Source organism: Streptomyces longisporus, from assembly GCF_039532765.1.
GTDB classification, from domain to species: Bacteria; Actinomycetota; Actinomycetes; order Streptomycetales; family Streptomycetaceae; genus Streptomyces; species Streptomyces longisporus.
In genome coordinates, this window is the sequence record NZ_BAAASG010000024.1 from 126,502 (window position 1) to 149,278 (window position 22,777).

The following is a 22,777-nucleotide window of genomic DNA, read 5'->3' on the forward strand; positions in this document are numbered from 1 at the left end:
GCCATATGCTGCATGGCATGACGAGTGAGCCGGAGCAGCAGTTGGGAGTAGGGGTCCAGGACGCGTTCCAGCGCCTGTGGACGCCCCACCGGATGGCCTACATCCAGGGCGAGAACAAGCCGACCGGCCCCGGTGCCGACGACGGCTGCCCCTTCTGCTCCATCCCGGCCAAGTCCGACGAGGACGGCCTGGTCGTCCGGCGCGGTGAGCAGGTCTACGCCGTGCTCAACCTGTACCCGTACAACGGCGGCCACCTCATGGTCGTCCCCTACCGCCATGTCGCCGACTACACGGACCTCACGGGCCCCGAGACCGTCGAGCTCGCCGCGCTCACCAAGCAGGCCATGACGGCGCTGCGCACCGCCTCCGGTGCCCACGGCTTCAACATCGGCATGAACCAGGGTTCGGTCGCCGGCGCCGGCATCGCGGCCCACCTCCACCAGCACATCGTCCCGCGCTGGGGCGGCGACACGAACTTCATGCCGGTCGTCGGCCACACGAGGGTGCTGCCACAGCTGCTGGCGGACACCCGGAAGATGCTGGCGGAGGCCTGGCCTTCGGCCTGAGCCCTCCGCGCCGCACACGTTCTACGCGTCGTACACGTCCGCCTTCTTGGGCGTGGGGTCCTGGACCTGCGTGCTCAGGAACGCCGACCTCGTGCCGAACTTCTCCGTGTCCACGCCGTTCTCCTCGAGGACCCGTATCGCCGCCGCGTGCACCACCCGCAGCACCGGCGTCGCGGCACGCAGCGCGTCGTCGGCCATGAAGCGGTGGCGCCAGGGCTGGTCGGCCCAGGCGTGCCGGAGGCCGAAGGGCTCGGGCAGGGCTATCGTGCCGCCCAGCCAGTTCAGCAGGGGCGGGTACCAGGAGATCGGGGCGCGGACGGCCAGTCGTACGACCTCGTCGGTGGTGACCAGCGGCAGGGACACCTTCCGGGTCTCCCACGGCTTGAACGACTTCTGGACCTCCTTCGTCGGCGCCTCGGGCTTGCTGGTGAACAGGGAGTTCACGGGGCCGAGCGCATGCCCGGTGACCTCGATGCGCAGCGTCTCGTGCAGCACGGTCACCGTGATCATCATGGTGATGACCAGCTGCCCGTCCCACAGGGTCCACTGCACCCCCAGATAGTGCCGGTCGCCCGCGCCGAACTGCTGCTTGTTGCAGATGTCCTGTATGGCGTGGGACTTGACCTGGTACGCGTCCACGTCCGTGCCCTCGGGCCGGGACACCTCCTTCGCGCCCTCGCCGATCGGGGTGACGATCCAGTGCCGTACGGAAGGGGTCGGGAAGCCGCCGGTGTTCAGCGTGTTCCGCTCCAGCATGCGCAGCTGGTCGTGGATCGAGCGGATCACGTCCCAGCTGCGGAAGGGGTGGATCTCGCGGGTCGGGTCGGCGGGCACCAGGTCCTCCGCGAGCTGCCAGCTGCCCCAGCGGGTGCCCATCCCGAGGATGCCCTTCGGGCCCGCGTAGAACACGGAGTTGGACTGCTGCTCGGCGCTCAGCTTGGCCAGCGACTGGCGCAGCTGGTCGGCCTTCGTCTCGCCCGGGCTGGTCGGCACCGCCTCGGGCACCTTGGCCCCGATGCTGCTGCCCGCCAGCAGGCTGTCCCAGCGCTCCCGCAGGTCCTTCGCCGTCCGCTCGCAGATCTGCCGGGCCCAGAACCAGCCGATGACCGGCATGATCACCGAGGCTCGCGCATACCAGGCCCAGAAGCCCGTGAACGGCATGCGGATCAGGAAGATCACGGCGAGGGCGCCCACCGCCACCAGCAGCGTGGTGGCCAGCGCGCCGGCCCGCTTGTCGTCGCGCTTGGCGACGGTGGTGCGGATCGAGAAGACCAGCAGCCAGACGAGGAGGCCGGGCAGGAACAGCAGACCGCACAGCACCATCACGATGCTCAGCAGATTGTCCCGGTCCTTGCGGATGTTGTTCGCCGCCAGGCAGTGCTCGACGACGACCGGGGGCTCGGCGCCGAAGGACTGGATGAGCGGCTTGCGGCCGGGCCCCACCATGCGGTCCACCACCGCCCGAGAGAAGGCCTCACCCAGGTTGGGCCGGAATATCCTCGCCCATTTCAGGCCCGGTTTGACGGTGGTCTGATGCCACTCGTTGTCCGCCTTCTTGATGTCCGCGACCGGGTTGTCCCGGTAGGCCGCGGAGGCCAGCGCGAACGTGGCCGTCTGGCCCTCGTTGCCCGTGCGGGGCACCTGGGGGCCGAAGATGTCCCCGTAGCCGCTCTCAACGGTCATTCCCGCCCCCGATCGCCGCCGACGTCGCTTCTGCGGCTTTCCCGACTTCTTTGCTCCGCACACCTGTTGATCAGGTCGTCACGGTGCTCGTCCGACAACTTGATCAGGTCATCAGCGTATCCGCAGGCACTGACATTCGTCGGCGGACGGCCGAAGCCGCCCGCCGACGGAGGGGAGCGTTCCACAAAAGCGACTTGGAAGCGCCCGGCGCCAACTACGAGGCGTCGCGCGCCTCTTCACGGATCCTCTCTGCGATCTGCGGAGGCATCGGTTCGTGCCGTGCGTAGGAGCGGTTGAAGCGCGCGGTGCCGTGCGAGAGGGAGCGCAGGTCCACGGCGTACCGGCCGATCTCGATCTCGGGCACCTCGGCCCGTATGAGGGTGCGGTTTCCGGTGGTCTGTTCCGTGCCGAGCACCCGGCCGCGCCGTCCGGACAGGTCGCTCATCACGGCGCCCACGTACTCGTCGCCGACCAGGACGGTCACCTCGGCCACCGGCTCCAGCAGATGGATCTTCACGTCGGCCGCCGCCTCCCGCAGCGCCAGCGCGCCGGCCGTCTGGAAGGCCGCGTCCGAGGAGTCCACGGAGTGCGCCTTGCCGTCCACCAGCGTCACCCGGACGTCGATGAGCGGATAGCCCGCGGCAACTCCCTTGGCCGCCTGGGCCCTTACGCCCTTCTCGACCGAGGGGATGAACTGCCGGGGCACCGCGCCGCCGACGACCTTGTCCACGAACTCGATGCCCGAGCCGCCGGGCAGCGGCTCCACCTCGATCTCGCAGATCGCGTACTGCCCGTGCCCGCCGGACTGCTTTACATGGCGGCCCCGGCCCGCCGACTTGCCCGCGAACGTCTCCCGCAGCGAGACCTTGTGCGGGATCACGTCGACCTGGACGCCGTAGCGGCTGCGCAGCCGTTCCAAGGCCACGTCCGCGTGCGCCTCGCCCAGACACCACAGCACCACCTGGTGGGTGTCCTGGTTCTGCTCGAGCCGCATGGTCGGGTCCTCGGCGACCAGCCGGGAAAGACCCTGCGAGAGCTTGTCCTCGTCCGCCTTGCTGTGCGCCTGGATGGCCAGCGGCAGCAGCGGGTCGGGCATCTGCCACGGCTCCATGAGCAGCGGGTCGTCCTTGGACGAGAGGGTGTCGCCGGTCTCCGCCCGGTTCAGCTTGGCCACGCACACCAGGTCGCCCGCGATGGCGTGCGTCACGGTGCGCTGCTGCTTGCCGAAGGGGGTGGACAGCGCGCCGATGCGCTCGTCGACGTCGTGGTCCTCGTGGCCGCGGTCCGCGAGACCGTGCCCGGACACATGCACCGTCTCATCGGGGCGCAGCGTGCCGGAGAAGACGCGGACCAGGGAGACCCGGCCGACGTAGGGGTCGGAGGCCGTCCGTACCACCTCGGCGACCAGCGGGCCGTCCGTGTCGCAGGCCTTCACCTCGCGCGGCTTGCCGTCGATCGTGGTGACCCCGGGGGTGGGGTGCTCGAACGGCGTCGGGAAGCCGCCCGTGATCAACTCCAGCAGCTCGACGGTGCCGAGGCCCTGCTTGGCGCCCTCGGCCGCGGGGGCGGCGGCCAGGACCGGGAAGAAGACCCCGCGTGCCACGGCCCGCTCCAGGTCCTCGACGAGCGTCTTGAAGTCGATCTGCTCGCCGCCCAGATAGCGGTCCATGAGGGTCTCGTCCTCGCTCTCCGAGATGATCCCCTCGATCAGCCGGTTGCGGGCCTCCTCGATGTGAGGCAGCTGGTCCTCGCCCGGCTCCGACTCCTTGCGCTCGCCGGACGAGTAGTCGAAGACCTTCTGCGACAGCAGCCCGGTCAGCCCCGTCACGGGCGCGTGCCCGTCCGGGCCCTGCGGGCCGTGCAGCGGCAGGTAGAGCGGGAGCACGGCGTCGGGGTCGTCCCCGCCGAAGGCCTCCGCGCAGGTCCGCGTCATCTCCTCGAAGTCGGCCCGGGCAGCCTCCAGGTGGGTGATCACGATCGCCCGTGGCATGCCGACGGCCGCGCACTCCTCCCACACCATGCGGGTCGAGCCGTCCACGCCGTCGGAGGCGGAGACGACGAAAAGGGCCGCGTCCGCCGCTCGCAGACCGGCCCGCAGCTCCCCGACGAAGTCGGCGTATCCGGGGGTGTCGAGAAGATTGACCTTGATGCCGTCCCATTCGACCGGCACCAGGGAGAGCTGCACCGAGCGCTGCTGCCGGTGCTCGATCTCGTCGTAGTCGGAGACGGTGCCGCCGTCCTCCACACGGCCCGCCCGGTTCACTGCCCCCGCGGTGAGCGCGAGAGCTTCCACCAGTGTCGTCTTGCCCGATCCGCTGTGGCCGACCAGCACCACATTCCGTACGGACGCGGGGTGGTCGGCCGCTGTAGCCCTGCCGGCGGCTCCGGGGTGTGCGCTTGCCTTGTCGCCCATGGCCTTGCCTCCCGTGCACGGTGAGGTCACTGTGGGCGCGGGCATGCCGGGCCGCGTGCGGTGGCGGCTCCGATGACGCCCGCGGTTCTTCGAGCTTTCCACTCCCGTCACGGTGCGTCCATACGAAGGACGTGATCGCGCCGCCCGCCCCCGCCCCGGGCCGTGCACCCGATCTCCCCGCAGACGTCCGGGTGCCCGGCAGTCGCACACGCGCACGCGTGGCTACGATGGGCCAGCCGGAGGCCAGCAGGGGCCGCGGCCACACCGACCGTCGGGAAGGCCATGCTGAACAAGTACGCGCGTGCATTCTTCACGCGTGTCCTCACGCCGTTCGCCGCGTTTCTCATCCGCCGGGGTGTCAGCCCCGACACGGTCACGCTCCTCGGCACCGCCGGCGTGATCGCGGGCGCACTGGTCTTCTACCCGCGGGGTGAGTTCTTCTGGGGCACGGTCGTGATCACGCTGTTCGTGTTCTCCGACCTCGTCGACGGCAACATGGCCCGTCAGCTGGGCCGCACCAGCCGCTGGGGCGCCTTCCTGGACTCCACCCTCGACCGGGTCGCGGACGGCGCGATCTTCGGCGGATTCGCCCTCTGGTACGCGGGAAGCGGCAACGACAACGTCCTGTGCGCCGTCTCGATCTTCTGCCTGGCCAGCGGCCAGGTGGTGTCGTACACCAAGGCCCGTGGCGAGTCGATCGGACTGCCGGTCGCCGTCAACGGGCTCGTCGAGCGTGCCGAGCGCCTGGTCATCTCGCTGGTCGCGGCCGGGTTCGCGGGCCTGCACAAGTTCGGCGTGCCGGGCATCCAGTACCTGCTGCCGATCGCCCTGTGGATCGTCGCCGTCGGCAGCCTGGTCACGCTCGTCCAGCGGGTGGTCACCGTCCGTCGTGAATCGGCGGAGGCGGAGGCCGCGGCGGCCTCCCCCGAGAACGCCTCACAGGGGAGCGAGGCGGCGAAGTGAGCCTTCGCGATCAGCTGACGGACGCGCTGTACGGCCTCGGCTGGGGCACCGTCAAGAAGCTCCCGGAGCCCGTCGCCGTACGGCTCGGCCGCTCCATCGCCGACCTCGCCTGGAAGCAGCGCGGCAAGGGCGTGCAGCGTCTGGAGAGCAACTACGCGCGCGTGCTGCCCGATGCGAGCCCCGAGCGCCTCGCCGAGCTCTCGCGCGCGGGCATGCGCTCGTACCTGCGCTACTGGATGGAGTCCTTCCGGCTCCCGGCGTGGAGCCCCGAGCGGATAAAGAGCGCCTTCGACCCCAAGGACCTGCACTACCTGACCGAGGGGATCGCCTCCGACCAGGGCGTCATCCTGGCGCTGCCGCACATGGCCAACTGGGACCTCGCCGGTGCCTGGGTCACCACCAAGCTGGAGACGCCGTTCACGACGGTCGCCGAGCGCCTCAAGCCCGAGACCCTCTACGACCGCTTCGTCGCCTACCGCGAGGGCCTCGGCATGGAGGTCCTGCCGCACAGTGGCGGCACCGCCTTCGGCACGCTCGCCCGGCGGCTGCGCGACGGCGGCCTGGTCTGTCTGGTCGCCGAGCGCGACCTGTCGTCCTCGGGCGTCGAGGTCGAGTTCTTCGGCGAGGCCACCCGGATGCCGGCAGGCCCCGCCCTCCTCGCCCAGCAGACCGGCGCGCTGCTTCTGCCGGTCACACTCTGGTACGACGACTCGCCCGTCATGCAGGGGCGTGTGCACCCGCCGGTCGAGGTGCCCGAGACAGGTGGCCGGGCCGAAAAGACGTCTGTCATGACACAGGCGCTGGCCGATGCCTTCGCCACCGGGATCGCCGACCATCCGGAGGACTGGCACATGCTCCAGCGCTTGTGGCTCAAGGACCTCGATCCTGCGAAGAAACCCCCGGCTCCCGAGAAGGGCACGTCGTGAGGATCGGCATCGTCTGCCCGTACTCCTGGGACGTGCCGGGCGGCGTCCAGTTCCACATCCGCGACCTCGCCGAGTACTTCATCCGCCTGGGCCACGAGGTGTCGGTCCTTGCTCCCGCCGACGACGACACGCCCCTGCCGCCGTACGTCGTCTCGGCCGGGCGGGCGGTCCCGGTGCCGTACAACGGCTCGGTGGCCCGGCTGAACTTCGGCTTCCTGAGTGCCGCCCGGGTCCGGCGGTGGCTGCACGACGGCGAGTTCGACGTCGTGCACATCCACGAGCCGACCTCGCCTTCGCTCGGCCTGCTGACCTGCTGGGCGGCCTCCGGCCCGATCGTGGCCACCTTCCACACCTCCAACCCGCGCTCGCGGGCGATGATCGCCGCCTACGCGATCCTGCAGGCGGCCCTGGAGAAGATCAGCGCCCGGATCGCGGTGAGCGAGTACGCCCGCCGCACGCTGGTGGAACACCTCGGCGGCGACGCGGTCGTCATTCCGAACGGCGTCGACGTCGACTTCTTCGCCCGGGCCGAGCCCAAGGCCCGGTGGCAGGGCGACACCATCGGCTTCATCGGCCGCATCGACGAGCCGCGCAAGGGCCTGCCGGTGCTCATGAAGGCGCTGCCCAGGATCCTCGCCGAGCGCCCGCAGACCCGGCTGCTGGTCGCAGGGCGCGGGGACGAGGTGGAGGCGGTCGAGTCGCTGCCCGCGGAACTGCGCCCGCGCGTGGAGTTCCTCGGCATGATCAGCGACGAGGACAAGGCCCGCTTCCTGCGCAGCGTCGACCTGTACGTGGCACCGAACACCGGCGGCGAGAGCTTCGGCATCATCCTCGTCGAGGCCATGTCCGCCGGCGCCCCCGTCCTCGCCTCCGACCTGGACGCTTTCGCCCAGGTGCTGGACCAGGGCGCGGCCGGCGAGCTGTTCGCCAACGAGGACTCCGACGCGCTGGCCGAGGCGGCCCTGAGGCTGCTGGGGGACCCGGAGCGCAGGGCCGAGCTGCGGGAGCGGGGGAGCGCCCACGTACGGCGCTTCGACTGGTCCACGGTCGGCGCGGACATCCTGTCGGTGTACGAGACGGTCACGGCGGGAGCGGCCGCGGTCGCGGCGGCGGAGGACGAGCGGGGACCAGGGTTGCGGTCGCGGTTGGGGCTGGCGCGGGACTGAAGGGCGCTTGGGCGCCGGTCGGTCGAACCAGCCTGTCCGGCGTTTGAGGCCGAAGCGGGGGCCCGGGGGCGGCAGCGGCCAGGGACGGTCACGTCGATGCCTCGCCCGTCGTTCGGCTGACCTGGCGGAGCGTAGGGTTGCCGCCCGTGACCGCAACCCTCATCTGGATCCTCGTCGCCCTCCTGGCGATCGGCCTGTACCTGAGCTGGACGGCGGGCCGTCTGGACCGGCTGCACGCCCGTATCGACGCCGCACGCGCCGCCCTCGACGCACAGTTGCTGCGCAGGGCCTCCGTGACCCAGGAACTGGCCACCTCCGGCGTTCTCGACCCTGCAGCGTCGATCGTCCTGTACGAGGCGGCGCACGCGGCCCGGCAGGCCGAGGAGGACCAACGCGAGGTCGCCGAGAGCGAGTTGAGCCAGGCGCTGCGGGCCGTCTTCGCGGAGGCGCCCCAGGTGGAGGCGGTCCGCGAGGCACCCGGCGGGGAAGCCGCCGCCCGCGAGCTCACCGAGGCCGTACGCCGGGTCCCGATGGCCCGTCGCTTCCACAACGACGCGGTGGGCGCGGCCCGCCGCCTGCGCGAACACCGCAAGGTCCGCTGGTTCCGGCTGGCCGGCCACGCCCCCTTCCCGATGGCCTTCGAGATGGACGACGAGCCACCGGCGGCGCTGGCCGACCGCGCGGCCTAGGCGACTACCGGCCATGGGTGACGGGAGACGCCGCGTCTTCCTCGACCTGGAGGGCAACGGCAACGGCACGGTCTTCGTCATCGTGGCGGCCCCGACCGGAGTGGTCTACGAGGTCCAGGGCGGCGGCCACGGCTGCGTACCGTACGAGCTGGAGGGTTATCTGCTGCCGGTGCCGGGAAGCGGCCTCGACGAGGAGCTGAAGGACCTCTTCGCGGGCGAGCTGCAAGGGGCGGGCGCCCAGGGCCTGACCTGGCCTCCGCCGCTGCTGGAGCGGCTGCGGGCCGCGGTCGCGCTGCACGTCTACGGCTCGGCGAACCGGGACGACCTGTACCCCGCGCCCCTCGTGCTGGACGAGTCGCGGCTTGCCGAGGCGGACGAGGCGTGGCTGCCGGTTGTGACCCCGGACGGGCCGGGCGTCCTCGTGTGGGAGAACTCCGACTGACGCACCGGTCGAGAGGGGGCGGGAGAAGAAAAGGATCCACCGACTTCTCATTGGCCCTTGCCGTGGACTGGTCCACTCACGTTTCCTCGGTGCTTGCAGAAACCCTCTTTCACTTCAGCGAGGTCACCCGTGTCCAGCACGCTCTCCGAAAACCAGGCCCCCGAGACCGGCACCGCGCGCGTGAAGCGCGGAATGGCCGAGCAGCTCAAGGGTGGCGTGATCATGGACGTCGTCACGCCGGAGCAGGCGAAGATCGCCGAGGATGCGGGCGCCGTCGCCGTCATGGCCCTGGAGCGGGTCCCCGCCGACATCCGCAAGGACGGCGGCGTGGCCCGGATGTCCGACCCGGACATGATCGAGGGCATCATCGAGGCCGTCTCCATCCCGGTCATGGCCAAGTCCCGCATCGGCCACTTCGTCGAGGCCCAGGTACTGCAGTCCCTCGGCGTCGACTACATCGACGAGTCCGAGGTCCTCACCCCGGCCGACGAGGTCAACCACTCCGACAAGTGGGCCTTCACCACCCCCTTCGTCTGTGGCGCCACCAACCTGGGCGAGGCCCTGCGCCGCATCGCCGAGGGCGCGGCCATGATCCGCTCCAAGGGCGAGGCCGGCACCGGCAACGTCGTCGAGGCCGTCCGCCACCTGCGCCAGATCAAGAACGAGATCGCCCGCCTGCGCGGCTTCGACAACAACGAGCTGTACGCCGCCGCCAAGGACCTGCGGGCCCCGTACGAGCTGGTCAAGGAGGTCGCCGAGCTCGGCAAGCTCCCGGTGGTGCTGTTCTCCGCCGGTGGCGTCGCCACCCCCGCCGACGCCGCGCTGATGCGCCAGCTCGGGGCCGAGGGCGTCTTCGTCGGCTCCGGCATCTTCAAGTCCGGCGACCCGGCCAAGCGCGCCGCCGCCATCGTCAAGGCGACCACCTTCTACGACGACCCCAAGATCATCGCGGACGCGTCCCGCAACCTCGGCGAGGCCATGGTCGGCATCAACTGCGACACCCTCCCCGAGGCCGAGCGCTACGCCAACCGCGGCTGGTAAGGCACAAGATCACATGAACACCCCCGTCATAGGCGTCCTGGCCCTCCAGGGCGACGTACGGGAGCACCTCATCGCCCTGGCCGCGGCCGACGCCGTGGCCAGGCCGGTCAGGCGCCCCGAGGAACTCGCAGAGGTGGACGGCCTGGTCATCCCCGGCGGCGAGTCCACCACCATCTCCAAGCTGGCCGTCCTGTTCGGCGTGATGGAGCCTCTACGCGCGCGCGTGCGTGACGGAATGCCCGTCTACGGCACCTGCGCGGGCATGATCATGCTCGCCGACAAGATCCTCGACCCGCGCTCGGGCCAGGAGACCATCGGCGGCATCGACATGATCGTGCGCCGCAACGCCTTCGGACGGCAGAACGAGTCCTTCGAAGCGGCGGTCGACGTCCGGGGCGTCGAGGGCGATCCTGTAGAGGGCGTCTTCATCCGCGCCCCCTGGGTGGAGTCCGTCGGCGCCGAGACCGAGGTGCTCGCCGAGCACGACGGCCACATCGTCGCGGTCCGCCAGGGCAACGCGCTGGCCACGTCGTTCCATCCGGAACTGACCGGCGACCACCGCGTGCACTCCCTGTTCGTCGACATGGTGCGCGCGAACCGGACAGCGGAGTAGCACCGGAGTCCTTGTAGGATCTCTGGCGTTCGTTCATAGATGGGTTACGCGAAGGAGACAGGCAGATGTCCGGCCACTCTAAATGGGCCACGACGAAGCACAAGAAGGCCGTGATCGACGCCAAGCGCGGCAAGCTCTTCGCGAAGCTGATCAAGAACATCGAGGTCGCTGCGCGCATGGGCGGAGTCGACCTCGAGGGCAACCCGACGCTGTACGACGCCGTACAGAAGGCCAAGAAGCAGTCGGTGCCGAACAAGAACATCGACTCCGCGATCAAGCGCGGCGGTGGTCTCGAGGCCGGCGGCGCCGACTACGAGACGATCATGTACGAGGGCTACGGCCCGAACGGCGTCGCGGTGCTCATCGAGTGCCTCACCGACAACCGCAACCGCGCCGCCTCCGACGTCCGCGTCGCCATGACCCGCAACGGCGGCAACATGGCCGACCCGGGCTCCGTGTCGTACATGTTCAGCCGCAAGGGCGTCATCATCGTCCCCAAGGGCGAGCTGACCGAGGACGACGTCCTGGGTGCCGTCCTGGACGCGGGTGCCGAGGAGGTCAACGACCTCGGTGAGTCCTTCGAGGTCATCAGTGAGGCCACCGACCTGGTCGCGGTCCGCACCGCCCTCCAGGACGCCGGGATCGACTACGACTCCGCCGACTCCAGCTTCGTACCGTCCGTCCAGGTCGAACTGGACGAGGAGGGCGCCAAGAAGATCTTCAAGCTGATCGACGCGCTCGAGGACAGCGACGACGTGCAGAACGTCTTCGCCAACTTCGACGTCAGCGACGAGGTCATGGAGAAGGTCGACGCGTAACGCTGCCGCGAACGAAGCGGTTTCGGCGGGCCGGTGGGACAACACGTCCCACCGGCCCGCCGCCGTTGTCGGTGGCAGCGGCTAGCCTGGCGTGAAGTCAAAGATCACTGAGGGGAGGGGCGCGTGCGGGTGTTGGGGGTGGACCCTGGGCTGACGCGATGCGGTGTCGGCGTGGTCGAGGGGGTCGCGGGCCGGCCGCTCACCATGGTCGGCGTCGGTGTCGTACGCACGCCCGTGGATGCCGAGTTGGGGCAGCGCCTCGTCGCCATCGAGCAGGGCATCGAGCAGTGGCTGGACGAGCACCGGCCCGAAGTCGTCGCCGTGGAGCGGGTGTTCAGCCAGCACAACGTACGGACCGTGATGGGCACCGCCCAGGCCAGCGCCGTCGCCATGCTGTGTGCCGCCCGCCGCGGACTCCCCGTCGCCCTGCACACCCCCAGCGAGGTCAAGGCCGCCGTCACCGGCAGCGGCCGCGCGGAGAAGGCCCAGGTCGGAGCCATGGTGACCCGGCTGCTCCGGCTCGACGCACCCCCGAAACCGGCCGACGCGGCCGACGCCCTCGCGCTCGCCATCTGCCACATCTGGCGCGCCCCCGCCCAGAACCGGCTCCAGCAGGCGGTCGCCCTGCACGCAGCCAACGCAACGAAAGGCCGTACGGCATGATCGCCTTCGTGAGCGGCACGGTCGCCGCACTCGCCCCCGACGCCGCCGTGGTCGAGGTCGGCGGTGTCGGCATGGCCGTGCAGTGCACGCCGAACACGCTCTCCACGCTCCGTCTCGGCCAGCCGGCCAAGCTCGCCACCTCCCTCGTCGTACGGGAGGACTCGCTGACGCTCTACGGCTTCGTGGACGACGACGAGCGCCAGGTGTTCGAACTACTGCAGACGGCCAGCGGCGTCGGCCCGCGGCTTGCGCAGGCGATGCTGGCCGTGCACACCCCGGACGCCCTGCGCCGGGCGGTGTCCACGAGCGACGAGAAGGCCCTCATCGCCGTCCCCGGCATCGGCAAGAAGGGCGCCCAGAAACTGCTGCTGGAGCTCAAGGACCGGCTCGGCGAGCCGATCGGCGCCCCGGCCGTCGGTACGGCGGTCACCTCCGGCTGGCGCGACCAGCTGCACGCCGCGCTGATCGGCCTCGGGTACGCCACCCGCGAGGCCGACGAGGCCGTGTCCGCCGTGGCACCGCAGGCCGAGGCGGCCGGCGGCACGCCCCAGGTCGGTCAGCTGCTGAAGGCGGCCCTGCAGACCCTCAACCGTGCCCGCTGACCCACCTGCGCCACCCCAGTGAGGAGAGATCTCAGTGAACTGGGACGACCCGACCGACGCCCCCGGCCCCGAGCGGCTGGTGGGCTCTGTCGCCGACCGTGAGGACCAGGCCGTCGAGGCGGCCCTGCGCCCCAAGGACCTGGACGAGTTCATCGGCCAGGAGAAAGTGCGCGAGCAGCTCGACCTGGTCCTGCGGGCCGCACGCGCGCGTGGCGCCACCGCCGACCACGTGCTGCTCTCGGGCGCCCCGGGCCTCGGCAAGACCACCCTGTCGATGATCATCGCGGCGGAGATGGGGGCCCCCATCCGCATCACCTCCGGCCCCGCCATCCAGCACGCCGGCGACCTCGCCGCGATCCTCTCCTCCCTCCAGGAGGGCGAGGTCCTCTTCCTCGACGAGATCCACCGCATGTCGCGGCCCGCCGAGGAGATGCTCTACATGGCGATGGAGGACTTCCGGGTCGACGTCATCGTCGGCAAGGGCCCCGGCGCCACCGCCATCCCGCTCGAACTGCCCCCGTTCACACTGGTCGGCGCCACCACGCGCGCGGGCCTGCTGCCGCCCCCGCTGCGCGACCGCTTCGGCTTCACCGCGCACATGGAGTTCTACGAGCCCGCCGAACTGGAGCGCGTCATCCACCGCTCGGCGAACCTGCTCGACGTCGAGATCCAGGCCGACGGCGCCGCCGAGATCGCCGGCCGCTCCCGCGGCACGCCCCGTATCGCCAACCGGCTGCTGCGCCGGGTGCGCGACTACGCCCAGGTCAAGGCCGACGGGATCATCACGCGGGACATCGCGGCGGCCGCCCTCGCGGTGTACGAGGTCGATGCCCGCGGCCTCGACCGCCTCGACCGCGGTGTGCTGGAGGCCCTGCTCAAGCTCTTCGGCGGCGGGCCCGTCGGCCTGTCCACCCTCGCCGTCGCGGTGGGGGAGGAGCGCGAGACCGTCGAAGAGGTCGCCGAGCCCTTCCTCGTGCGGGAAGGACTGCTCGCGCGTACCCCCCGCGGCCGGGTCGCCACGCCCGCCGCATGGGCGCATCTCGGCCTCACCCCGACCCGCGCGGCCACTGCGGGAAACGGACAACAGGACCTGTTCGGGACGTGATGCCTTTGTGACGGCGCGGGCATTGGCCGGGCCAGGAACCCAGGTGCCATGCTGAGCGTTGTTCCATGCGCGCGGACTCGCTTAGACTCCGCCGATGCCGCCTTTGTCGGCGGTATACATACCCCCATCCATGAGGCCGCTCTCCATCGCGGTCGTGCGAAGGAAATTCCGTCCCGTGAATATCACCATGCTCCTCCCGTTCATCGTGCTCATCGGGGCCATGTTCCTCATGACCCGCTCGGCCAAGCGCAAGCAGCAGCAGGCCGCCCAGATGCGCAACGAGATGCAGCCCGGCAGCGGCGTCCGCACGATCGGGGGCATGTACGCGACGGTCAAGGAGGTCAACGAGGACACGGTCCTCCTCGACGCCGGCCCGGGCGTCGAGCTCCTCTTCGCGAAGAACGCCATCGGTTCCGTGCTCAGCGACGACGAGTACAACCGCATCGTGCACGGCATCGAGCACGACCTGAAGTCCGACTCCGACCTGGTCCCGGACGACGCCTCCTCCCTCACCGAGACCGACGACTCCGCCGACGAAGCTGCCGCCGCCTCCGACGACAAGTCCGTCGACCTCGACAAGAAGGACGCACCCGAGGAGCCGGCCGACGACACCCCGGCCGCCGAGGCCAAGTCGGACGAAGAGCCGAAGAAGACCGACGGCGACTCCGAGGCGAAGTAGTCACATCCCGGGCGCGCGGCCGACCTCGCGCCCCGGGACGTGCGCATCTCGCACACGGGGATCCCGACACCAGTCATGGCCGACCCCGCGCTGACCCGGCGCGGAGCGGCCCGAGAGGGAGTACGAGAAGGTGGCAGCACCTAAAAAGGGCCGGAGCGCGAGCGCCCAGAGCAAGCCGGGGCGCTCGCTGGCCCTCATCCTGATCGCCATCGTGGCGCTCACCGGAGGAATGTTCGCCTCCGGAAACACCACTCCGCGTCTCGGTATCGACCTGGCCGGTGGTACGAGCATCACGCTCCGGGCGGTCGCAGAGCCGGGCCAGGAGTCCGCGATCAACAAGACCAACATGGACACCGCGGTTGAGATCATGAACAACCGCGTCAATGGTCTTGGTGTCACGGAGGCCGAGGTTCAGACCCAGGGCAACAAGAACATCATCGTCAACATCCCCAAGGGCACGAACTCCAAGGAAGCGCGGCAGCAGGTCGGCACCACCGCCAAGCTGTACTTCCGCCCGGTGCTCACCACCGAGGTCTCCGGCGGCCCCGCGACCAGCCCGTCGCCGAGCGCTTCCGCCAGCCCCTCGGGCAAGGCCACGAACAAGGCCACCCAGAAGGCCACGGGCAAGTCGACCCCGTCCTCCTCCTCGACTCCTTCGCCGACCGCCACCTCGCAGGGCCGCGCCGTCACCGGCGCCCTGAAGGCCGGCGCGACGCCCAGCGCCACCGCCTCTCCGAGCGCGAAGACCTCCGCCTCCCCGTCCCCGAGCAGCAACTCGTCGGGCAACGCGGCGGCCGCCAAGCTGCAGGCGCAGTACACCGCACTCAACTGCACGGACAAGAAGCAGCGCGCCACCGCGGGCCAGGGCGCCAAGCCCAGCGACCCGACGATCGCCTGCGGACAGAACTCCGCGGGCCAGTGGCAGAAGTACATCCTCGGCCCCGCCGAGGTCGACGGAACCGACGTCAAGAAGGCCCAGGCCGTCTTCAACACGCAGACGGCCGCCGGCTGGACCGTCACCATGGAGTTCACGGGCAAGGGCTCCAAGAAGTTCGGTGACATCACCGGCAAGCTGGCCAAGAACCAGCAGCCGCAGAACCAGTTCGCGATCGTCCTCGACGGCAACGTGGTCTCGGACCCGTCCGTCAGCCAGGCGCTCACCGGCGGCAATGCGGAGATCACCGGCAACTTCAGCCAGCAGGAGGCCCAGAGCCTCGCCAACATGCTGTCGTACGGCGCGCTGCCGCTGACCTTCAAGGAGGACAGCGTCACCACGGTGACCGCCGCGCTCGGCGGCGAGCAGCTGCACGCCGGTCTGATCGCCGGTGCCATCGGCCTCGCGCTGGTCGTGATCTACCTGCTGATCTTCTACCGCGGCCTGTCGGTCATCGCCATCCCCTCGCTGTTGGTCTCCGCGATCCTCACCTATGCGCTGATGTCGCTGCTCGGGGAGGCCATCGGCTTCGCGCTGAACCTGCCGGCGGTCTGCGGTGCGATTGTCGCGATCGGTATCACGGCGGACTCGTTCATCGTGTTCTTCGAACGCATCCGGGACGAGATCCGCGAGGGCCGCTCGCTGCGACCCGCCGTCGAGCGGGCCTGGCCGCGCGCCCGGCGCACCATCCTGGTCTCCGACTTCGTGTCGTTCCTCGCCGCCGCGGTGCTGTTCATCGTCACGGTCGGCAAGGTCCAGGGCTTCGCGTTCACGCTTGGTCTGACCACCGTGCTCGACGTGGTCGTCGTCTTCCTGTTCACCAAGCCGCTGATGACGCTCCTGGCCCGCAGGCGGTTCTTCTACGGCGGCCACAAGTGGTCGGGCCTCGACCCGAAGGCACTGGGCGCCAAGCCGCCGCTGCGCCGCACTCGTCGTCCCTCCGCCCCCGTCGACCCGAAGGAGGCGTGAGATGTCGAAACTCGGCAGCCTCGGCGCCCGTCTGCACCGCGGTGAGGTCGGTTACGACTTCGTCGGCAACCGCAAGATCTGGTACGGCATCTCGATCCTGATCACCATCACGGCCGTCCTGGGCCTCGCGGTGCGCGGCCTGAACATGGGCATCGAGTTCCAGGGCGGTGCCGTCTTCACCACCCCGAAGCACATGACCGCCTCGGTCGCCAAGGCCGAGGGGTACGCACAGAGCGCGTCCGGTCACGACGCGGTCGTCCAGAAGCTCGGCGACGGCAGCCTGCGCATCCAGATCGCGGGCATCGACACCGACAAGTCCGACGCGATCAAGGACAAGCTCGCCAAGGACCTCAACGTCAACACGGAGAACATCAACGCCGACCTGGTCGGCCCCAGCTGGGGTGACCAGATCGCCAACAAGGCCTGGCAGGGCCTGGCGATCTTCATGGTCCTCGTGGTGATCTACCTGGCGATCGCGTTCGAGTGGCGGATGGCGGTCGCCGCCCTGGTCGCCCTGATCCACGACATCACCATCACGACCGGCATCTACGCCCTCGTCGGCTTCGAGGTCACGCCGGGCACGGTGATCGGTCTGCTCACGATCCTCGGTTACTCGCTCTACGACACGGTCGTCGTCTTCGACAGCCTCAAGGAGCAGACGAAGGACATCACCAAGCAGACCCGCTGGACGTTCAGCGACATCGCCAACCGCTCGATCAACAGCACCCTGATGCGGTCCATCAACACCACGGTGGTCGCGCTGCTGCCGGTTGCGGGCCTGCTGTTCATCGGTGGCGGCTTCCTCGGTGCCGGCATGCTCAACGACATCTCGCTGTCGCTGTTCGTCGGCCTCGCGGCCGGTGCGTACTCCTCGATCTTCATCGCCACGCCGCTCGTCGCCGACCTGAAGGAGCGCGAGCCGCAGATGAAGGCGCTCAAGAAGCGCGTCCTCGCCAAGCGCGCCCAGGCCGCTGCGGAGGGCGGACCGCTGGAGGCCGAGACCGCGGACGAGCGCTACGACGACGAGCCGGAGGATGCCGCGCATGCGGTCGTCGGGCCGCGCAACCAGCCGGCGTCGCGCAACCGCGGCCGGGGCCGGCCCTCCGGGAAGCGCCGATGACCGACATCAAGGAGCTGCTGCTCAGCCGCATCCGTGACGTGGCGGACTACCCGGAGCCGGGCGTGATGTTCAAGGACATCACCCCGCTCCTGGCGGACCCGGCGGCCTTCACGGCGCTCACCGACGCGCTCGCTGAGATCGCCGCGAACACCGGTGCCACCAAGGTCGTCGGCCTGGAGGCCCGCGGCTTCATCCTCGGCGCCCCGGTCGCCGTCCGCGCCGGCCTCGGCTTCGTCCCCGTACGCAAGGCGGGCAAGCTCCCCGGAGCCACCCTCGGCCAGACGTACGACCTGGAGTACGGCTCGGCGGAGATCGAGGTGCACGCGGAGGACCTGTCGGCCGAGGACCGCATCCTCATCATCGACGACGTCCTCGCCACCGGCGGCACCGCCGAGGCCTCGATCCAGCTGATGCGCCGCGCGGGCGCCGAGGTCGCCGGCCTCGCGGTCCTGATGGAGCTCGGCTTCCTCGGCGGCCGCGCCCGCCTGGAGCCGAGCCTCACGGGGGCGCCGCTGGAGGCCCTGCTCACCGTCTGACCCCACACCGCACACCCACGACGAACGGCCGCCCCGACCACCGGGCCGGCCGTTCGCACGTCACCGCCCCGGCTCCGCACCGGGGCACCCTGCTCCGCCCAAGCCGGGGTCGCGCTGCCCGCCGCCCGGCGGCAACCGGCCCCCGCTGGGTCGCGCCACGCGCCGTCGCCCGAGACCCGGCCTTCGCGAGTGCTCGGCTTCGTCCTCCGGTGCCGGGCTGTGCTTCCGGGGGACGGTGGCGCTCCCGCGTGGGCCGTTCGCACGTCACCGTCCCGGCTCCGCACCGGGGCACCTTGCTTCGCCTACGCCGGGGTCGCGCTGCGCGCCGCCCGGTGGCAACCGCCCCCCGCTGGGTCGCGCCACGCGCCGTCGCCCGAGACCCGGCCTCCGCGAGTGCTCGGCTTCGTCCTCCGGTGCCGGGCTGTGCTTCCGGGGGACGGTGGCGCTCGGGCCGTTCGCACGTCACCGTCCCGGCTCCGCACCGGGGCACCTTGCTGCGCCCACGCCGGGGTCGCGCTGCCCGCCGCCCGGCGGCAACCGCCCCCCGCTGGGTCGCGCCACGCGCCCTCGCCCGAGACCCGGCCTCCGCGAGTGCTCGGCTTCGTCCTCCGTGCCGGGCTGTGCTTCCGGGTGGCGCTCGCGCGTGACTGCCTGGGCTGCCCTCCACGCCCGCGCCCCCGTGGGCGGCTCGCATCCCCGGGCTCCCTTGCCGCGCATGGCAGTGGCCCACCCCCGGCAACCCGCAGAGCACCCCCGGGTCACCCTGAGGCCGTCTCGCGGAATCCGGCAGGCGTCCCTTGTGTTTCTTGGGTAGACGGCCCTCACATCGGCCTGAAGGCGATCCTGCGGCCCAGGATCGCTACCATGGGGTCTCCGGAGCCTGACCGGGGGACCCGGATCGCGCACGAGGAGTCCTCTTGCCAGACGAGGCCCAGCACCTGACCGCCGCCAAGCCCGAGTCCGCCTCGGCAGCCGCGGCCAAGCCCGCGCCGAACGCGCCGCACGCGAAGAACGACACCCGCGGGCCGGTCGAGCACGCCCAGTCCGCGCCCGTCGACAAGTCGGCCGAGCAGTCGCGCCCCAAGCCCCCGCCACCCGAGCGGCCCACGCCCTCCCCCGCGGTGCGCCCGAACACCGGCCAGCCCGCCCGCTCCGGCTCCTCCAACCGCGTCCGCGCCCGCCTCGCCCGCCTCGGCGTCCAGCGCTCCAACCCGTACAACCCGGTCCTGGAGCCGCTGCTGCGGATAGTGCGCAGCAACGACCCGAAGATCGAGACGTCGACGCTGCGGCAGATAGAGAAGGCCTACCAGGTCGCCGAGCGCTGGCACCGCGGCCAGAAGCGCAAGAGCGGCGACCCGTACATCACGCATCCGCTCGCCGTGACCACCATCCTGGCCGAGCTGGGGATGGATCCGGCCACGCTGATGGCCGGCCTGCTGCACGACACCGTCGAGGACACCGAGTACGGCCTCGACCAGCTCCGCCGCGACTTCGGCGACTCGGTCGCGCTGCTCGTCGACGGCGTCACCAAGCTGGACAAGGTCAAGTTCGGCGAGGCCGCGCAGGCCGAGACCGTACGCAAGATGGTCGTCGCCATGGCCAAGGACCCGCGCGTCCTGGTCATCAAGCTCGCCGACCGCCTGCACAACATGCGCACCATGCGCTACCTCAAGCGTGAGAAGCAGGAGAAGAAGGCGCGCGAGACCCTCGAGATCTACGCGCCGCTCGCCCACCGCCTGGGCATGAACACCATCAAGTGGGAACTGGAGGACCTCGCCTTCGCGATCCTCTACCCCAAGATGTACGACGAGATCGTGCGGCTCGTCGCCGAGCGCGCCCCCAAGCGGGACGAGTACCTCGCCATAGTGACCGACGAGGTGCAGCAGGACCTGCGCGCCGCACGGATCAAGGCCACCGTCACCGGCCGCCCGAAGCACTACTACAGCGTCTACCAGAAGATGATCGTCCGCGGTCGCGACTTCGCGGAGATCTACGACCTGGTGGGCATCCGTGTCCTCGTCGACACCGTCCGCGACTGCTACGCCGCCCTCGGCACCGTGCACGCGCGATGGAACCCGGTCCCGGGCCGGTTCAAGGACTACATCGCGATGCCCAAGTTCAACATGTACCAGTCGCTGCACACGACGGTCATCGGCCCCAACGGCAAGCCCGTCGAACTGCAGATCCGCACCTTCGACATGCACCGCCGTGCCGAGTACGGCATCGCCGCGCACTGGAAGTACAAGCAGGAGGCCGTCGCCGGCGCCTCCAAGGTGCGTTCGGACGCACCCAAGGGCGGCGGCAAGGACGACCACCTCAACGACATGGCGTGGCTGCGTCAGTTGCTCGACTGGCAGAAGGAGACCGAGGACCCCGGCGAGTTCCTGGAGTCCCTGCGCTTCGACCTGTCGCGCAACGAGGTGTTCGTCTTCACCCCGAAGGGCGACGTCATAGCGCTCCCGGCCGGGGCCACGCCGGTGGACTTCGCGTACGCGGTCCACACCGAGGTCGGCCACCGCACCATAGGAGCACGGGTCAACGGCCGTCTCGTACCGCTGGAATCGACCCTCGACAACGGTGACCTGGTGGAGGTCTTCACCTCCAAGGCGGCAGGCGCGGGCCCCTCCCGCGACTGGCTCGGCTTCGTCAAGTCGCCGCGCGCCCGCAACAAGATCCGGGCGTGGTTCTCCAAGGAGCGCCGCGACGAGGCGATCGAGCAGGGCAAGGACGCCATCGTCCGCGCCATGCGCAAGCAGAACCTGCCGATCCAGCGCATCCTCACTGGCGACTCGCTGGTCACGCTCGCGCACGAGATGCGCTACCCGGACATCTCCGCGCTGTACGCGGCGATCGGCGAGGGCCATGTCTCCGCGCAGAACGTCGTGCAGAAACTCGTCTCCGCGCTCGGCGGCGAGGAGGCGGCCACCGAGGAGATCGACGAGGCGGTCCCGCCGTCCCGCAGCCGCAGCCGCAAGCGGCGCTCCAGCGCCGACCCGGGCGTCATCGTCAAGGGCGTCGAGGACGTGTGGGTCAAACTGGCCCGCTGTTGCACGCCCGTTCCCGGCGACCCCATCATCGGCTTCGTCACACGCGGTAGCGGAGTATCGGTTCACCGCAGCGACTGCGTCAACGTGGAGTCACTGTCCCGTGAGCCCGAGCGCATCCTCGAGGTCGAGTGGGCGCCCACCCAGTCCTCGGTCTTCCTGGTCGCCATCCAGGTCGAGGCACTGGACCGCTCCCGGCTCCTCTCGGACGTCACCCGCGTCCTGTCCGACCAGCACGTCAACATCCTCTCCGCGGCCGTCCAGACCTCCCGCGACCGCGTGGCCACCTCCCGCTTCACCTTCGAGATGGGCGACCCGAAGCACCTCGGCCACGTCCTGAAGGCGGTGCGTGGCGTGGAGGGCGTCTACGACGTGTACCGCGTGACGTCGGCGCGCAGCAGGTCGTAGAACCAGTCGTACGACGAGAAGGGGCCCGTACCTCCCGGTACGGGCCCCCTCTTCACGCAACAGACGGTCGCAACGGACGGGTCAGCCGCCGAACTCCTGCAGGCCCTTCAGTGCCTGGTCCAGGAGCGCCTGGCGGCCCTCCAGCTCGCGCTCGAGCTTGTCGGCCCTGGCGTTGTTGCCCTGGGCGCGGGCCTGCTCGATCTGGCCCTTCAGCTTGTCGACGGCGGCCTGGAGCTGACCGGTCAGACCCTCGGCACGCGCGCGTGCCTCCGGGTTCGTCCGCCGCCACTCGGCCTCCTCGGCCTCCTGGATGGCCCGCTCCACGGCATGCATCCGGCCCTCTACCTTCGGGCGCGCGTCCCGCGGTACATGGCCGATGGCCTCCCAGCGTTCGTTGACCGAACGGAACGCGGCGCGCGCCGCCTTGAGGTCCGTGACCGGGAGGATCTTCTCGGCCTCCTCGGCCAGCTCCTCCTTCAGCTTCAGGTTCTCCGACTGCTCGGCGTCCCGCTCGGCGAAGACCGAGCTGCGGGCGGCGAAGAACACGTCCTGGGCGCCGCGGAAGCGGTTCCACAGGTCGTCCTCGTGCTCGCGCTGGGCGCGGCCCGCGGCCTTCCACTCCGTCATCAGCTCGCGGTAGCGCGCGGCCGTGGGGCCCCAGTCCGTCGAGCCGGACAGCGCCTCGGCCTCGGCGACCAGCCGCTCCTTGGCCTTGCGGGCCTCCTCGCGCTGCGCGTCCAGCGAAGCGAAGTGCGCCTTGCGGCGCTTGGAGAACGCCGACCGGGCGTGCGAGAAGCGGTGCCACAGCTCGTCGTCCGACTTGCGGTCGAGCCGCGGCAGCCCCTTCCAGGTGTCCACCAGCGAACGCAGCCGCTCACCGGCCGCCCGCCACTGGTCGGACTGCGCCAGCTGTTCCGCCTCGGTGACCAGGGCCTCCTTGGCGCTGCGCGCCTCGTCGGACTGCTTCGCACGCTGCTGCTTGCGCTCCTCACGGCGCGCCTCGACCGTCGCCACGAGCTTGTCCAGCCGCGTCCGCAGCGCGTCCAGGTCGCCGACCGCGTGGTGCGCGTCGACCTGCTCACGGATGTGGTCGATGGCGGCCTGCGCGTCCTTCGCGGACAGGTCGGTGGTCTTCACTCGCTTCTCGAGGAGGCCGATCTCGACAACCAGGCCCTCGTACTTGCGCTCAAAATAGGCCAGCGCCTCCTCGGGGGAGCCGGCCTGCCAGGAACCGACGACCTGCTCGCCGTCGGCCGTACGCACGTACACGGTCCCCGTCTCGTCGACGCGGCCCCACGGGTCGCTGCTCACAGCGCCTCCTCCACATGATGCCTGCGAGGGGCCTCAGTGCCCCCGGGCATCGTCCACAGTTTCGTCACGGCCAACATAGGCGACCG

20 protein-coding genes are annotated in these 22,777 nt (G+C 70.4%); 17 read left to right on the forward strand and 3 right to left on the reverse strand.

Annotation, left to right across the window (positions count from 1 at the left end; translation table 11 throughout):
* The first annotated feature begins 17 nt into the window (after positions 1–17).
* A complete protein-coding gene (locus tag ABD355_RS38475; RefSeq protein WP_344405739.1) occupies positions 18–566 on the forward strand; it encodes an HIT family protein in 549 nt (182 codons plus the stop codon).
* 21 nt (positions 567–587) lie between these two features.
* On the opposite strand, the gene ABD355_RS38480 is transcribed toward ABD355_RS38475, so the two are convergent.
* A complete protein-coding gene (locus tag ABD355_RS38480; protein WP_344405741.1) occupies positions 588–2,249 on the reverse strand; it encodes a hypothetical protein in 1,662 nt (553 codons plus the stop codon).
* Between the two features lie 214 nt (positions 2,250–2,463).
* Positions 2,464–4,662 (reverse strand): elongation factor G-like protein EF-G2, encoded by a 2,199-nt coding sequence (locus tag ABD355_RS38485; protein WP_344405742.1) that lies wholly within the window; start codon positions 4,660–4,662, stop codon positions 2,464–2,466.
* A gap of 282 nt (positions 4,663–4,944) precedes the next feature.
* Between ABD355_RS38485 and pgsA the strand changes: the two genes are divergently transcribed.
* The 16 genes from pgsA (at position 4,945) to relA (ending at position 21,380) form a co-directional block, all read left to right on the forward strand.
* A complete protein-coding gene (gene pgsA / locus ABD355_RS38490) occupies positions 4,945–5,625 on the forward strand; it encodes a phosphatidylinositol phosphate synthase (RefSeq protein ID WP_425585835.1) in 681 nt (226 codons plus the stop codon).
* Positions 5,622–6,551, forward strand: coding sequence for a phosphatidylinositol mannoside acyltransferase (locus ABD355_RS38495; RefSeq protein ID WP_344405743.1), 930 nt, complete (start codon positions 5,622–5,624; stop codon positions 6,549–6,551). Before pgsA ends, ABD355_RS38495 begins: the two co-directional genes overlap by 4 nt.
* Complete coding sequence (locus ABD355_RS38500) at positions 6,548–7,717, forward strand: glycosyltransferase family 4 protein (protein WP_344405744.1); 1,170 nt, start codon at positions 6,548–6,550, stop codon at positions 7,715–7,717. Before ABD355_RS38495 ends, ABD355_RS38500 begins: the two co-directional genes overlap by 4 nt.
* Positions 7,718–7,863: 146 nt before the next feature.
* On the forward strand, positions 7,864–8,406 hold the full coding sequence (locus ABD355_RS38505) for a LemA family protein (RefSeq protein ID WP_344405746.1): 543 nt from the start codon (positions 7,864–7,866) through the stop codon (positions 8,404–8,406).
* Positions 8,407–8,419: 13 nt separating this feature from the next.
* Entirely contained in the window at positions 8,420–8,848 is a 429-nt protein-coding gene (locus tag ABD355_RS38510; RefSeq protein ID WP_344405747.1) for a DUF6210 family protein, read from the forward strand.
* A 129-nt stretch (positions 8,849–8,977) separates the two neighbouring features.
* Positions 8,978–9,889, forward strand: coding sequence for a pyridoxal 5'-phosphate synthase lyase subunit PdxS (pdxS, locus tag ABD355_RS38515; protein WP_030949436.1), 912 nt, complete (start codon positions 8,978–8,980; stop codon positions 9,887–9,889).
* Between the two features lie 13 nt (positions 9,890–9,902).
* Complete coding sequence (gene pdxT / locus ABD355_RS38520; RefSeq protein WP_344405748.1) at positions 9,903–10,502, forward strand: pyridoxal 5'-phosphate synthase glutaminase subunit PdxT; 600 nt, start codon at positions 9,903–9,905, stop codon at positions 10,500–10,502.
* Between the two features lie 65 nt (positions 10,503–10,567).
* Positions 10,568–11,320: a YebC/PmpR family DNA-binding transcriptional regulator gene (locus ABD355_RS38525; protein ID WP_344405749.1), complete on the forward strand. Its 753-nt coding sequence runs from the start codon at positions 10,568–10,570 to the stop codon at positions 11,318–11,320.
* 123 nt (positions 11,321–11,443) lie between these two features.
* The gene (gene ruvC / locus ABD355_RS38530) at positions 11,444–11,983 is read left to right on the forward strand and encodes a crossover junction endodeoxyribonuclease RuvC (RefSeq protein WP_099927474.1); all 540 of its coding nucleotides are present in this window, start codon (positions 11,444–11,446) and stop codon (positions 11,981–11,983) included.
* Positions 11,980–12,585 (forward strand): Holliday junction branch migration protein RuvA, encoded by a 606-nt coding sequence (gene ruvA, locus ABD355_RS38535; RefSeq protein WP_115909326.1) that lies wholly within the window; start codon positions 11,980–11,982, stop codon positions 12,583–12,585. Before ruvC ends, ruvA begins: the two co-directional genes overlap by 4 nt.
* A 34-nt stretch (positions 12,586–12,619) precedes the next feature.
* Positions 12,620–13,690, forward strand: coding sequence for a Holliday junction branch migration DNA helicase RuvB (gene ruvB, locus ABD355_RS38540; RefSeq protein WP_344405750.1), 1,071 nt, complete (start codon positions 12,620–12,622; stop codon positions 13,688–13,690).
* A 187-nt stretch (positions 13,691–13,877) separates the two neighbouring features.
* Positions 13,878–14,369, forward strand: a complete 492-nt coding sequence (gene yajC / locus ABD355_RS38545; RefSeq protein ID WP_398961433.1) for a preprotein translocase subunit YajC — start codon at positions 13,878–13,880, stop codon at positions 14,367–14,369.
* Positions 14,370–14,499: 130 nt separating this feature from the next.
* Positions 14,500–16,272 carry a protein translocase subunit SecD gene (gene secD, locus ABD355_RS38550; RefSeq protein ID WP_344405753.1) on the forward strand — a complete coding sequence of 591 codons (1,773 nt, stop codon included), beginning with the start codon at positions 14,500–14,502 and terminating at the stop codon, positions 16,270–16,272.
* A 1-nt stretch (position 16,273) separates the two neighbouring features.
* Positions 16,274–17,392: a protein translocase subunit SecF gene (gene secF / locus ABD355_RS38555; protein WP_344405754.1), complete on the forward strand. Its 1,119-nt coding sequence runs from the start codon at positions 16,274–16,276 to the stop codon at positions 17,390–17,392.
* Positions 17,389–17,928 carry an adenine phosphoribosyltransferase gene (locus ABD355_RS38560; protein WP_344405756.1) on the forward strand — a complete coding sequence of 180 codons (540 nt, stop codon included), beginning with the start codon at positions 17,389–17,391 and terminating at the stop codon, positions 17,926–17,928. The genes secF and ABD355_RS38560 overlap by 4 nt, the downstream gene beginning before the upstream one ends.
* 917 nt (positions 17,929–18,845) lie before the next feature.
* Positions 18,846–21,380 carry a GTP pyrophosphokinase gene (gene relA, locus ABD355_RS38565; RefSeq protein ID WP_344405757.1) on the forward strand — a complete coding sequence of 845 codons (2,535 nt, stop codon included), beginning with the start codon at positions 18,846–18,848 and terminating at the stop codon, positions 21,378–21,380.
* A gap of 81 nt (positions 21,381–21,461) precedes the next feature.
* Here relA and ABD355_RS38570 read toward each other — a convergent pair whose 3' ends face one another.
* Positions 21,462–22,691: a DUF349 domain-containing protein gene (locus ABD355_RS38570; RefSeq protein WP_344405758.1), complete on the reverse strand. Its 1,230-nt coding sequence runs from the start codon at positions 22,689–22,691 to the stop codon at positions 21,462–21,464.
* Between the last annotated feature and the right edge of the window lie 86 nt (positions 22,692–22,777).

Coding starts and splice junctions, on each gene's coding strand:
- ABD355_RS38475 (WP_344405739.1), top strand. CDS start 18: ATGACGAGTGAGCCGGAGCAGCAGTTGGGAGTAGGGGTCCAGGACGCG.
- ABD355_RS38480 (WP_344405741.1), bottom strand. CDS start 2,249: ATGACCGTTGAGAGCGGCTACGGGGACATCTTCGGCCCCCAGGTGCCC.
- ABD355_RS38485 (WP_344405742.1), bottom strand. CDS start 4,662: ATGGGCGACAAGGCAAGCGCACACCCCGGAGCCGCCGGCAGGGCTACA.
- pgsA (WP_425585835.1), top strand. CDS start 4,945: ATGCTGAACAAGTACGCGCGTGCATTCTTCACGCGTGTCCTCACGCCG.
- ABD355_RS38510 (WP_344405747.1), top strand. CDS start 8,420: ATGGGTGACGGGAGACGCCGCGTCTTCCTCGACCTGGAGGGCAACGGC.
- pdxT (WP_344405748.1), top strand. CDS start 9,903: ATGAACACCCCCGTCATAGGCGTCCTGGCCCTCCAGGGCGACGTACGG.
- ABD355_RS38525 (WP_344405749.1), top strand. CDS start 10,568: ATGTCCGGCCACTCTAAATGGGCCACGACGAAGCACAAGAAGGCCGTG.
- ruvA (WP_115909326.1), top strand. CDS start 11,980: ATGATCGCCTTCGTGAGCGGCACGGTCGCCGCACTCGCCCCCGACGCC.
- yajC (WP_398961433.1), top strand. CDS start 13,878: ATGCTCCTCCCGTTCATCGTGCTCATCGGGGCCATGTTCCTCATGACC.
- secF (WP_344405754.1), top strand. CDS start 16,274: ATGTCGAAACTCGGCAGCCTCGGCGCCCGTCTGCACCGCGGTGAGGTC.
- ABD355_RS38560 (WP_344405756.1), top strand. CDS start 17,389: ATGACCGACATCAAGGAGCTGCTGCTCAGCCGCATCCGTGACGTGGCG.